The organism is Lysobacter hankyongensis (assembly GCF_039543145.1).
Taxonomy (GTDB): domain Bacteria; phylum Pseudomonadota; class Gammaproteobacteria; order Xanthomonadales; family Xanthomonadaceae; genus Lysobacter_I; species Lysobacter_I hankyongensis.
In genome coordinates, this window is record NZ_BAABJE010000017.1 from 254328 (window position 1) to 267027 (window position 12700).

7 protein-coding genes are annotated in these 12700 nt (G+C 64.2%); 2 read left to right on the forward strand and 5 right to left on the reverse strand.

Annotation, left to right across the window (positions count from 1 at the left end; genetic code table 11):
• Nucleotides 1-532: 532 nt before the first annotated feature.
• Nucleotides 533-1393 (forward strand): DUF8213 domain-containing protein, encoded by an 861-nt coding sequence (locus ABD974_RS16320; RefSeq protein WP_345304394.1) that lies wholly within the window; start codon nt 533-535, stop codon nt 1391-1393.
• Nucleotides 1394-1502: 109 nt separating this feature from the next.
• Here the strand turns inward: ABD974_RS16320 and ABD974_RS16325 are convergent, their stop codons facing one another.
• Together ABD974_RS16325 and ABD974_RS16330 are read right to left on the reverse strand one after the other, a co-directional pair.
• The gene (locus tag ABD974_RS16325) at nt 1503-3641 is read right to left on the reverse strand and encodes a S9 family peptidase (protein WP_345304395.1); all 2139 of its coding nucleotides are present in this window, start codon (nt 3639-3641) and stop codon (nt 1503-1505) included.
• A gap of 216 nt (nt 3642-3857) precedes the next feature.
• Nucleotides 3858-5378 (reverse strand): DUF3370 family protein, encoded by a 1521-nt coding sequence (locus tag ABD974_RS16330; protein WP_345304396.1) that lies wholly within the window; start codon nt 5376-5378, stop codon nt 3858-3860.
• Between the two features lie 448 nt (nt 5379-5826).
• On the opposite strand from ABD974_RS16330, the gene ABD974_RS16335 reads away from it, so the two are divergent.
• A complete protein-coding gene (locus tag ABD974_RS16335) occupies nt 5827-6330 on the forward strand; it encodes a hypothetical protein (RefSeq protein WP_345304397.1) in 504 nt (167 codons plus the stop codon).
• A 120-nt stretch (nt 6331-6450) separates the two neighbouring features.
• Here ABD974_RS16335 and ABD974_RS16340 read toward each other — a convergent pair whose 3' ends face one another.
• The 3 genes from ABD974_RS16340 to ABD974_RS16350 form a co-directional block, all read right to left on the reverse strand.
• Nucleotides 6451-7884, reverse strand: a complete 1434-nt coding sequence (locus ABD974_RS16340) for a hypothetical protein (protein ID WP_345304398.1) — start codon at nt 7882-7884, stop codon at nt 6451-6453.
• 334 nt (nt 7885-8218) lie between these two features.
• Nucleotides 8219-10999: a DEAD/DEAH box helicase gene (locus ABD974_RS16345; RefSeq protein ID WP_345304399.1), complete on the reverse strand. Its 2781-nt coding sequence runs from the start codon at nt 10997-10999 to the stop codon at nt 8219-8221.
• Nucleotides 10996-12696, reverse strand: coding sequence for a site-specific DNA-methyltransferase (locus ABD974_RS16350; protein ID WP_345304400.1), 1701 nt, complete (start codon nt 12694-12696; stop codon nt 10996-10998). The genes ABD974_RS16345 and ABD974_RS16350 overlap by 4 nt, the downstream gene beginning before the upstream one ends.
• Nucleotides 12697-12700 lie beyond the last annotated feature (4 nt).

Here is a 12700-nt window from a genome sequence, read left to right on the forward strand (position 1 = left end):
GGATGGCCATCTCCGTGGCGAGCGAAGCAATAAAAAAGCCCGCCCCGGTCGAACCGGTAGCGGGCTTGCTCCCTCCCCCACGTCGGGATGCGCGAGCATCGTGAAGGAAGCGTTAGGACAAATCACGCTGCGGTGCAAAAAAGAACCGGCAGGTACATTTAATTGCCCTCGGCGACTTTTCGGCTCACCGCCCGCTTGCGAAACGAACGCCGCGCCGCGCGGATTTGCGGGCACAATGCGGGTCTCCGGGGACGGGGCCCCGGAAGCCTTCGCGACATCACGATCCGCGCCGGACTTCGGGCGCGTGGACGCGACGCGCAGCCGGCAATCCTGTTGGCGACCCTGCCGACTCCCCGCCACCGCATCGACAAGGAGCGTTTCCGAAATGAACCCGAATCTCAAACTGTTGTTGGCTGCAGGCACATGCAGTCTGTTGTTGGCCGTTGGCGCATGGCCATCGCGGCCGGTGTCCGCCGCATCTCCGGAGGCGGCGTCCGCCGCAGCCGCAGAAGCGCCTGCACAGCCCGGGCAGATGAAAGTCCTCGCCGCCCCGGGCGACGATGTCGCCGGCACGCTGGTCACGCCATCCGGCGCGCTCTCGTTCCGCACCGCCAGCCTCTCCGCCGGCAAGTCCGCGGCGCAGGGCGTCTCCCCCGATCGCGTGACCGTGCGGCTGGAAGTCAACGGCGCCGTGATCGATCACGACATCGATTACGCCGCCGGCACCATGACGGTCCGCACCGTGGATCGGGTCGTCATCGACGAACAGGACCGCGCCGTTCTCAAGAGCTTCCAGACCGAACTCGGCCGCACGCTGCCCACGCTGGCCGGCGGCCAGCGCGTGCCGAAATCGCACGACATGCTGTGGCGTCTGGCGGAGATGTATTCGGAAGTGCCGCTGGGCAAGACCTTCGCGGCGGAATGGGTGGTGAAGCGCGGCGACGCCAAGCCGATCGCACCGCAGGCGCGCGATTTCGACCGCGAGTCCAGCAGCATCGTGCCGGGCGCGCAGGCGCTCAACCGGCAGCCGATCGTGGCCGCGGCCGCATGCAACGAACAGGGCGGCGGCAGCTTCACCAACCTGCACGCCATCGTCGATGTCTGCGACGACGACCGCGTGTTCTATCGTTCCTCGGCGCACGACTTCTGCCCGTCGCACGGCTACAGCAGCAAGAGCGTGGCCTACGGCTGCGGCGCGAGTTCCTGCCCGGGCCGCTGCGGCGCGGGCTGCGGCGTGGGCGACGGCCTCGGCGCCTGGTATCAGGACTGCCTCGACCACGACATCTGCAATCGCGACCACAACTCGCAGCTCGGCGCCTGCGGCGACGAATGGACCGAAGCGGCCGACGACTACGCGTTCGGCGCGATCTCCTGCTACACCACCTGTCATTGATCGCGGCGGACGCGCAGACCCAGTCCGCCGTCGCAGCGCAATACGATGCCGGACGACAGAGGGCCCGCTGCGAAGCGGGCCCTCCGCGTTGGCGCGATGACGCCGGCGATCAGTCGGCCGCGGCAGCGCCGGAGGAGGACGGGGCCGCAGGCACGCTCGCGCCGACACGCTGCGGCGGATTGTGTTCGTCGAACCACTTCTTCACCTGCTGATACCAGAACACCGAATTCTGCGGCTTCAGCACCCAGTGGTTTTCGTTCGGGTAATAGACGTAGCGGCTGGCCACGCCCTTGTTCAATAGCGTGTGATACAGCTCCAGACCGTGATTCACCGGCACGCGCAGATCGGTCTGCCCGTGGACGACGAGGGTTGGCGTCTTGAAGTGCGCGGCACGCAGATGCGGCGAATTCCGCTCCAGCGCCGCGCGGTTGTCGCCTTCCCAGAAACCGCCGAAACGCGCGGGTTCCGCCGAGAAATCCGCGGCCTGCTGGGTGTAGAGGTTGTACACCGCCGCATGCGCGAGCAGCGCCTTGAACGGATGCTCGCGGCCGAGGATCACGGTGGTGAGATAACCGCCGTAGCTGCCGCCGCCCGCGACCATGCGGTCCTTGTCGATCCAGGGCTGTGCGGCGAACCAGTCCGCCGCCTTGATCACGTCCTGGTACGGCTGCTCGGCCCACTCCGGGTTGATCGAATCGGCGAAGGCCTGTCCGAAGCCGGAGCTGCCGTGGAAGTTCGGCCAGGCGGTCACGTACCCCCAACTGCCGAACACCTGCGCGTTCCAGCGGAACGCCATGCCGTCGGTGATGGCATTGTGCGGTCCGCCGTGGATCAGCATGAAGAACGGATATTTCTTCGACTTGTCGAAGCCCGGCGGATAGTTCACCCACATCTGGATGTCCCTGCCTTTCGCGCCGGTGTAGGTCACCGATTCGTAGGTGCCGAAGTCGGTGGCGGCCAGCAGCGCGTCGTTGATCGTCGACAGCTTGGTCGCGGCGCCGGTCTTCGCATCCAGACGCACCAGCGTCGGCGGCTCGACGAAACTTTCGCGCAGCGCGACCAGGGTGCCGTTGTCGGCCAGCGCGAGGCCGCCGAACGACATCGCGCCGGTCACCTTGCGCGGTGCACCGTCCAACGGCAGTTCGTACACGCGGACGGTGCCGGCGTCGTCGATCGCGCCGTACAGCCGCCGGCCGTCGCGCGCCCACACCAGACCGCCCGCGCTGCGGTCCCAGTCGGCGAACAGTTCGCGCGTCGCGCCGCTGACGCGATCGCGCAGCATCAGCCGCCCCTTGTCTGCATAGAAGCCGCGGATGCGCTGCTGCACGAAACTCAGATGGCGGCCATCGGGGCTGTACAGCGGCGAGCCATCGCCGGCGACATTGCCCGCGGTGAGGTTGCGCGGATCCTTGCCGCCGCTGCCGTCGGCGGCGATCGCGACGGTGAAGACATCGTTGTTGGCGACGTTGATCGCGGGATCGCTGTCAGCGACGAACGCCAGTTCGCGACCATCGGGCGAGATCGCGTAATGGCCGTCGGTGCCCTGCACCGCAGCGCGGGGCAGTTGCAGGCCGCTGGGCTGGGTCAGCGCCCGGATCGCCGGCGGTTCCGCGCCATCGGCGCCGGAGTCGAACGCCACCGAGAACACGTGGAACTGGCGTTCGTCGAGATACTGGTCCCAGGCGGACACCGGGCCGGCATCCCAGACCATCGCGGTCATCTTGCGGTCCTTGCGCTCGTCCAGGCGCTTGCCCTGCTGGTCCAGCGCCAGGTCGGCGAACACCCGCGACACGAACGCCAGGCGCTTGCCGTCGCCGAACCACTTCGGGCTCTGCACGCCGGTCGCGAGTTTCGTGAGTCTCCGCGCTTCGCCGCCGCCGATCGGCATCACGTACAACTGCGGCGCCTTGTCGTCGCCGCGCTGCGAAGTGAAGGCTACGTATTGGCCGTCGGGACTGATCGTCGGCGCGCCGTCATTCGCGGCATCGGTCGTGAAGCGCCGCTGGCCGCTGCCGTCGGCGGCATTCCAGATCCACAGGTCGACGTAGGACTTGTCTTCATCCATCGCGATGCGCGTGACCGGTGCGATGACGGTGCGGCCATCGCGCGACAGCGTGGGCGCGCCGATGCGCTGGATCTGCCAACTGCGTTCGACGGTGAACGGTTCTTTCTTCGTCTGCGCCTGCGCGGGCGCGAACGCGCCGGCGCACAGCGCCGCGACCAGCGCGGTGGGGATGCCACGGATCATGGGACTCTCCGGAAGGGAATGCGGCCTCCGTGCGACATCGGCGCACGGACCTCGTCGGAGGATGCCCGAATCCGGCGTGCCGGCATGTGCCAGAGGTCGGCCCCGGCCCTGCCGCGATCACCGGCACGACAGCCCCGCGATCGCTCGCGGGGCCGTCGGATGCGGCGGAATACCATCCCGCACCGGCCGCGCCGGCACGGGCGACGCGGGCATCCGTCAGGGGCAGGTCGCGGGCGTGGAATTCACCAGGAAGGCGCCCGGCGCCGAGATCAGGCCGGGCACGAAACCCTGCACCAGCCAGGTCACAGTTTCGCCTGGAGTCATCACCTTCGACGCGATGGTGCTGACCGGCACCCGTGCCACCGGAATGTTGGGGTTGGTCGAACCGGGCGATTCGTTGCACTTCACGTAATTGCGCACGATCGGCTGCACCGTGCCGTTCTGGGTGACCTTGAACGCGCCGTCCCAGTGGCGGGTGGCGGAACCGCCGTATGCGGAGCACTGCTGCTGGGCCGGATACATCGTGATCTGCAGCCGTGCGGTGACGCAGGCGCCGCTGCTGTTGGTCACACGATGGGTCATGAGGTACTCGGCACCGTAGTTGGCGGTCGACCAAGGATCGCTGTCGCGGCCACCGGTCACGCCCGAGCTGTTGGTGCTGTAGTACCGCAGCGCCGGCGCGCGCTGCGCGTTGCTCGAAGGCGAGGGATCGGCGGTGGTGGGGTTGCAGGCGCCGGTGGGCGTGACCGTGCCGGTGCTGGTGGTGTTGATCAGGTTCGACGGCGCGGCCAGGAACTTGTAGCCGAAGTTCTGGTTCGTCGACGTGAACGAGACGTTGTTGGTGCCGCTCCAGCGCTCGTAGCGATAGACGCCCGCCGAACGGCCCCAGCCGATCCAGTCGTAGGTGCCGTTGCCGTTGACCGGCTGGCGGCTGGAGCACGGCGCGCCGCCGAAGACCAGTTGCTGGCCCGATGCGTTGTACGTGGACGCGACATTGCCCCAGGCATACAGACGCTTGCCCAGCGTGTTGGCGAGCGCCAGCGTGTTGTTGTTGGCGGACGCGGCGACCACGCGGACCTTCAGGCAGCCGGCCGTGGCGCGCACCTTGATGCGTGCGTCCAGGGACGCGCCCTGGGTGCCGCCGATGTTGGCCAGCGCGAAGGCACCGGTGATGGTCTGTCCGCTCAGGTTGATGAAGCTCGAACCGTTCGCGCTGCTGGTGACCCAGCTCGGCAGGGTGCCGGTGAGCGACGCCAGCGACACCGAGTAACTCGGGCTCCTGCCCGGATCCAGCGTGGTCTGGCCCGCCGGCACGGTGATGTCGCGCTGAGAGATCGCGGCACCGTAGGCGTTGAAGGTGGCGCTCGCGCCCGCCGGTTCCAGAATCACGAACACCCGCTGCACCTGGGCATCGGTCCCGCTGGCCGCGGCCACGAGGTGATGCATGTAGAACGCGAACTCGCGCAGGCTGCCGCTGGGGCAGGCCGAGTCCAGGGTGCCGGTGCCCAGCGTCCGCGTGACCTTGGTGGCGTCGGCCGACAGCATCGGCTCGGTCGCCAGCAACAACCCTTCGCGGCTGACGCTTTCGGGGTTGTTGCTGTTGATCAACGGCATGCCCTCCATCGTGCCGGGCAGTGCATTGAGTTGCGACCAGGTCTGGGCCTGGGCGGTCGCGGCGGTCAGCATCGCCGTGGCGGCGACGAACAGCCGCAGGCATGTACGAACGGATTCCTTCATCTGTTTCGTTCCTTGTTGGGCCGCAGGCCGCGCGCGGATCGGAGCGCATGGATCGGATCGCATCGCAGCGGCGGCAGGCTCGACCGGGGGCAGCGGCGGCGGAGGTCGAGCGGCTCCGGCGCGGGCGGCATCCTAGGGATCGACCCGCAGGCGAAGCGTGATCAACGTCCAAGAGTGCCGGGACGAGAGATCTCTCAGCGGACACGAGAGATTTTTTAGATCAGGGCGATCCATCGAATCCCACGATTCCATTGATCGTCATCGCTGATGTCGCCATCGCCGCGCTCGTCCCCCGCCGTCCGATCCCGGCGCCATGCGCATTGACTTCAGCCGACGGGCCGGCTGTGATCCGAGCGGCGGCGTGCGCCCAGCGGCGCCCATGTGTCAGCACGCGCCGGACGCTCGGCGCATCGCCACCCCATCCCCCCATCCGCACATAGGAGTCACCATGTTCCGCCCGAACCCCTGCTGTCTCGCCATCGTCGCCTTCGCGCTCGCCGGGCTCGCCACCGGTCGCGCGCACGCGCAATGCGCCGCGGGCGCCACCGGCACTTATCAGTACTACGCCGGCAACACCTCGCACCAGACCGGCTCGGCCTATGGGCTCGACTGCCGTGCGCGTCCGAACATCGACGCGCCCGGCTATCTGGTCTACGGTCCCTACGACACCCGTTTCGGCGTCGGCCCGCATCGCGCCAGCTACTATCTCCAGGTCAACGACATCGCCACCACGCCGAAAGCGGTGATCGCCTCACTGCAGATCTGCACCCATCAGGGGCGACGCATCCTCGCGCAACGCGACCTCAGCCGCCGCGACTTCCTCGCGGCCAACACCTGGAAGTTCTTCACCCTGCATTTCGAGAACCCCTGCTTCGAGGAGGTGGAAACCGCGATCTACCAGCACGGCAACGCCCAATTCGTCTTCGGGCAGGTCTACATCATCAAGGATTGATTCCGCGCCCGCTTCGCGCAAAGAAAAACCCCGCCTTCCGGCGGGGTTCTTCGTGACGGAAAACATGCATGGCATGGTATTCATGCCGCCGCTGTCACATGGAACCATGTGATAGCCGGCTCATTTAGCCACGACCTCAACCGCGAATACGGCCCCCGCACCCACCGCATCGCTGGCGAAGAACATCGACTTTGCACCTTTTTTTGCAGAGACAGCGCTTATCTCGATCTTGTAGCCGCCCTCATCGGTATCCTTGGGGATTGCAGTGATTCCGTTTGAGTCGGTCGACATCGCTGCGACCGAGAATGGAGGCACGCCACCGCCGATGGCGATCGACAACATCTGGCCTTCAGTCACCTTCTGCACGCCTTGCTGAGCGAGCTGCAGCCCGAACGGCATGAGCGTATTGGTTTTCGTCAGCGTGCAATACTTGAGCTGTGAACCATCTTCGGTGGTCGCCTTGGCGCGCTCTTCAAGCACATCGAGATTCAACTCCATGTCCTTCAGCCCCTGATCCAACACCGCAAGAATCCTTGAAACATTTTGCGCATCGGCTGCAATTGCGTCGTGATCAGCCTGCGTCCCACAGACATGCACTTCCTGATCAAGCCCCATCCGTCGATCAGACATCATGGCATTGAGCCCCGTCACACTAATAGTGGTCAACATATCCGCTTCTTTTTGACCAGAAGGAGACGCTGCTCCCGCCAATGCAGGCAGCTTGAGCGCCCCCAAAATCTTACCCAGCTCGGCCGGATCCGGCTGTTCGAGCGCCAATTGACGATTGACGGTGTCGCGAATCGCGTTCGTGATTGCAATCAGATCGATGTCTGCATTCTGCGTGGAAAAAAACAGGTTCTGCACTCTCATCTGAATCTCGTCTTTTCTTGCCTCGCTCTCTATCGCAGACAAAATGGTGTCTTCGAATTTTTCCTTGAGGACAGCCCAATCGTTCTTTACAGCAGCGCTGCATTGCGTTGGGTTCGGAGGATTTTCCAGTCTTGTTTGCAACGATTCCAAGAGGCTCTGTAATTGCTTTCCTTCGGTAGCGTACAGTCCGACCATCTTTTCGAACTCAACCTTTGCCGCAGTTGCAACCACCGTCCTACGCTGAGTCACGCCGATCGCGCAACCGATCGCGTTTGAACCGGACCAGTAGATCACTTCGCGCGGCTTGCGATACAGATATTGCTGCGCGCCATACATGCTCGCCCCACCCGTCGTGAATGCCGCGACTTGCGCCTGATGCCCGCCGCGCACGCCGCTGTAACCCGCGAACCCTGCCATCTGCATCAGCAACACGCTACCACCATTGTTCATCCATGCGTATCTGCCGGCCTTGCTTTCCATCGTGCGCCGCACACACTCGGCGTAATTTCTCGCCTCATTCGCACCAACAGCAGCCTTTGCAATTTCCTTACATTTCTTCGCAATCGGATCGTTGCGTGGCACTGCCGCAGTCTTGACATACGGATTGATCACGCAGCCGGCCAATAGCGCCAGCGATACCGTGCACCCTGTCCATTTCACCCATGATGCGTTCTGCATAGTCATGACAGCCTCCTTGGCCTTAGCTCGATGTTTAGCGATTAAATGATCTTCCGTACATTCGACAGGATGGCCGGATCAACCGATCGAAACAGCGCCGGCTCGACTGCAGGCGCAGTAGCCGACACGATTCGTTGACATTCTGGCACTCCGAATCGCTTTTGGAATGCGCATGCCCGACAACATCTCGATACGACCCCACAATGATCCTGTCCCCACACCTCGAGCATACTGGGTTTCTTCAATAAAGAATAAACCCACGCATCGTTGCCGGTTTTTTTTGCAGCCTGATATCGAAGAAGCGAAAAGCTGGTACACACCCGCCATTCTGACCAACCCATCACAACTCCACCACATCCACCCCATACCGATTCGCCAACCCCAACGCCGTCGCTCCACCTTCCATGGCGTCATGCGGGATCAGCGCATAGCGCCAGGGTTTGCCGCCGTTGCCGAGGGCATGTTCGCTGGCATGGCTGCACCAGCGGGCGGCGGCGCGGGCTTTGGCCTGCACATCGACATCGTCGATATCGCCTCGCGCCTTGGGTTCCAGGATCAGTTTGTGGGTGCCCGTTTCCACCACGAAATCCGGTTCGTAGGCGCGGCCGCTCTTCCATTCGATCTGGAACTGGCCGGGGCCGGGTTTCATCCAGCGACGGACGTCGGTGTCGTCTTCCAGCACGATCGCCAGGCGCTGTTCGCCCTCGGCCGACTGGAAGCGCTGCAGGTCGTAGCAGCATTTCTGAAATCCAGTGAACACGAGTGTCCGGATGTTGTCGCCGCGCGCCACCGGTTGCCGGAACGGCCTCGGCGTCTGGCCGGCGGGAAGACTGAAGGCCATGGGCCGCAGCAGGCTGAAACCGCGAGTGATCCGCGGCACATAATCGGTCGGCGTTTCCCACAGATGCCCTTCCATCTGCGCCCAGACGAACTCGGCCAGCTGGCGCCGGTAGTAGATCAGCACATTTTCGACCGCCGCTTCGTCCGGCAGATAGCTGCGCAGGTGCGCGACGATCTGGCCGGCGAGTTTGTAAAGCAGCTCGGCGTGGGCGTCGTAGTCGATCTCGTCGCGCTCGATCAGCGTGCTCACGATGTAGTCTTCCGCTCGGCGCTCGCGGCCTTCGCGTTTGGTCCAGCCGATCATTTCGCGGGCGTTGTCGCGCAGTTGCTGCACCACAATCTCCTCCGAGACGGCCGGATACGCGATCCGCGACAGCTGCTGCAGATCGAAATCACTGAAGCCGAACGACACGTCGCGGGTCGGGATCAGCACCACATTGGGAATCTCGATGGTCAGCTCCACCACCGCACGGGTGACGTGCGCCACCATCCGCGCGACCTGATCCTCGAAGCGTTCAACCGCAGGTTCACCCGGTGCGGGCTGCAACGCCAGGGGCGTTTGTCGCGGCTGCAGCACGGCGGCCACTTCGGCCGACACCTTGGCGCGAATCGCTTCCGTGTTCAGCTGCGAAATCGACGGCAGGCGCTCGTAGCGCTGCAACACGCGCAGAGTTTCGCGCGCAATCGCCTGATCGGCTGCGGAGGTGATGGTGTACGCGGCAACATCGTCCGACACCCGGCCCTCATGGGCATTCGCGCCCACTTGCGATGGTTCGCCGGTCAGCGCGCTGTAGCTCAAGGGCTGCGCCTGCGATGCCTGCGGCGCGCGCTCGGGAACATCGCCGCCGTTGCCGATGGTGACCTGTTCGCGGATCACCGAATCGGGCGCGCCGGCCCGGTCGATGATTTCGCGGAAACGGTCGTGGGCCACGATGGTCAAGCGGTCCACCGCCGCAACGCCGGTGCGCTTGCCGTACGGCAGACGCAGGCCACGCCCCAGGGTCTGCTCGGTCAGAATCTCGGATGCAGAAGCCCGCAGCGGCACGATGGTGTAGAGGTTGCTGACGTCCCAACCTTCCTTGAGCTTGTTGACGTGGATCACCACCTCGGTGGTCTCGTCGCGCTCCACCGCCAGCAGGCGCTGCGTGGCCTCGTCGGATTCCTCGCCCTTCAGCGCGGAATGCACTTCGATCACGCGCCCGCGGTAGCGCCCTTCGAAAAACCCGTCGGACATCATCAAGGCCTTCACGCGCGACGCATGCGCGGTGTCCTGCGCCACCACCAGCATGAAGGGCCTCACGCGCGGCAGCGATGTCTGCCGGGCGTAGGTGTCCAGTTCCACCTTCACGTATTCGTGATAGCGGATGCCGTCCTCCAGCTTGATGCGTTCCAGCTCGTCGGGCGGCACCGAGGTGGGGTCGAAGTCCTTGCGTGTGGCGACGGCGGGCTCTTTCACCAGACCGTCGGCCAGCGCTTCGCCCAGGCCGTAGGCGTAGATCACGTTGCGGAACGGCTGCGGCTTGGCGCCGATGGTCTTGGGCGTGGCGGTGAGTTCCAGGCCCAGCAGCGGGCGCAGTTCGCCGATGGCGCGCGCGCCGGCGCTGGCGCGGTAGCGGTGCGCCTCGTCCATCAGCATCACCAGATCGTCCAGACCGGCCAGATATTCGAAGTAACTTTCGCCGATGTATTCCTGCAGGCGCTTCATGCGCGGCGCGCTGCCGCCGCGCACTTCGCTGTTGATCTTGCTGATGTTGAAGATATTGATCTGCACCGATGTGGCCGCGCCGAACAGCTGCGGCGTGGTGGTGCCCGGCGCGATGTGCTCGGTGCGCACGCCCAGGCCGGTTTCGTAGTTCTCGCCAGTGATCAGCAGCGGCGGCGTCTGCGCCAGCTGCGGGATGCCCTTGAACACGTATTTCGGGCTGGCGGGGTCGAAGTCCGACTTCAGTTTTTCGTAGATGGTGAGATTGGGCGCCAGCACGAAGAAATGCCGGCTGTGTCCGGTCAGATACAGATAGGCGATGAACGCGCCCATCAGCCGCGTCTTGCCCACGCCGGTGGCCAGCGCGAAGCACAGCGAGGCGAACTCGCGCTCGAAATCCTCCACCTGCGGAGCGATCAACTGGATCGCCGCCAGCTGGGCCGCGACATCGGCGTCCCCGCCCTGCTCGGACTTGCGCAGGGTGATGCGATCCAGCACTTCGGCCAGCAGCGTCAGCGCACGCGCCTGCGGCTCGCGCAGACTCATGCGCGCGCAGAGTTGGCGGACCTCGCGATTCATGTCGCGTCCCCGCCGAACAGATCGGCGCTGTCGGCCTGCGGCTTGCGCTTGCGTCCGCGCGCGGGTTTCTCCTCTGCTGCCGACGGCTCGTCGGCGGATGGCGCGGCAGCGGCCTGCGCCGGCGCGGGCGGCAGATCGAGGATGCGCAGCGAATAATCGTCGCGGCCCCATTCGCAGCGATCCAGCACGGTCTGCGGAATCTTCTGGATGGTCAGGTTGTCGAAGGCATGGGCCTTGGCGCGAAACGCCTTGCAGCACACCAGCAGCGTGCGCTCCGGCCCCACCTCTTCGCTCAGTGCGCGCAATTGTTCGTGGGTCAGTGCGGCGGTGGTGACGTACAGGAAATCGGACTCCGATGCCTGACCGTGCTGCCAATAGCGCTGATCGCTGGGGGCATAGGTGAAGCCCATCAGTTTGCACACAGCCTCGGCCAGCATCTCCGCGCGATATTCGGGGTTGATCACCAGATTGCCGAACGCATCCTCGCGCAGCAGCGACGGCGCCAGCCGGTAGTAGCGGAAGCCGCCGCCACCCTGCCAGCCGGTGGCGACGGTGACGCCGCCCGGGTCTTCATTGTCGATCACCTTGCGCAGCCGCGGCACGATATGGGTGTGGCAGTGCTCGCCCAGCTCCACCATGATCCAGCGCCGGCCCATCTTGTGCGCCACCGCGCCGGTGGTGCCGGACCCGGCGAAGGAATCGAGGACGAGATCGCCGGGGTTGGTGGCCAGATGCAGTATTCGATGAAGTAGTCGCTCTGGCTTGGGCGTTCCGAACACTTGATCTCCAAACAGCGCTACACCCTCCTTCTTGGCATCCTGCGTGTGCCCAACTTCTTCGTATGTCCACCAAGTTTGCGGAACAGTTCCTTGCTTCACATCAGTTAGAAACCTCTTAATGGCAGGAATATTCGATCCATCTTTACCCCACCAGATCCGCTGTTCTTTATCTAACTGCCGAAACTTCTCTTCGGATACCCGCCAAAACATTCCGGGGGGCGGACCTGGTATGAAACGCCCACTTGGAGAGGTTATTGGATAGGTGCCGAGGCTGTAGTAGTTCCGAGCAGAGAGATCCCCAGGCTTCCATGGCCCTCGCGGATCTTTGTCAGGATTCTTGTACGCCTTGTCTTGCCTATCAGTTCGCGGCATTAAATTTGGCGAAAAGTCATCCGCAGACTTCGCATACACGAAGATGTAGTCGTGATCCTCCGAAAAATGACGCGCTGTAGATTTAGGTGAGTAGTTCTTTCTCCAGACAATAGATGTCACAAAATTTGATCTATCGAAAACCTCATCACACAACACCTTCAGATAATGCGCCTCATTGTCATCAATCGTGATCCAGATCGACCCGTCCTTGCTCAGCAGTTCCTTCAGGATTTCCAGCCGGTCGCGCATCATCGACAGCCACAGCGAATGCTCGATACCGTCGTCGTAATGGGTGAAGGCGCTGCCGGTGTTGTACGGCGGATCGATGAAGATGCACTTCACCTGCCCGCGAAACTGCTGCTCCAGCGCCTTCAGTGCCAGCAGGTTGTCGCCGTGGATCAGCAGGTTGTCGAAGCGGTCGGCATCGCCGACGCGATGCGCGGCGTGGTGGCTCAGCGCCGGGTCTTCCAGCAGGATGCGCGGCTCCAGGCGCGGGCGCTCGTCCTTGCCGACCCAGGTCAGTTCCAGCTTCTGCTTGCGGCTCATCGAT

Excerpts from the sequence above, each read along its gene's own strand:
- ABD974_RS16320 (WP_345304394.1), top strand. The coding sequence starts at position 533 with ATGAAAGTCCTCGCCGCCCCGGGCGACGATGTCGCCGGCACGCTGGTC.
- ABD974_RS16340 (WP_345304398.1), bottom strand. The coding sequence starts at position 7,884 with ATGACTATGCAGAACGCATCATGGGTGAAATGGACAGGGTGCACGGTA.
- ABD974_RS16345 (WP_345304399.1), bottom strand. The coding sequence starts at position 10,999 with ATGAATCGCGAGGTCCGCCAACTCTGCGCGCGCATGAGTCTGCGCGAG.
- ABD974_RS16330 (WP_345304396.1), bottom strand. The coding sequence starts at position 5,378 with ATGAAGGAATCCGTTCGTACATGCCTGCGGCTGTTCGTCGCCGCCACG.
- ABD974_RS16325 (WP_345304395.1), bottom strand. The coding sequence starts at position 3,641 with ATGATCCGTGGCATCCCCACCGCGCTGGTCGCGGCGCTGTGCGCCGGC.
- ABD974_RS16350 (WP_345304400.1), bottom strand. The coding sequence starts at position 12,696 with ATGAGCCGCAAGCAGAAGCTGGAACTGACCTGGGTCGGCAAGGACGAG.
- ABD974_RS16335 (WP_345304397.1), top strand. The coding sequence starts at position 5,827 with ATGTTCCGCCCGAACCCCTGCTGTCTCGCCATCGTCGCCTTCGCGCTC.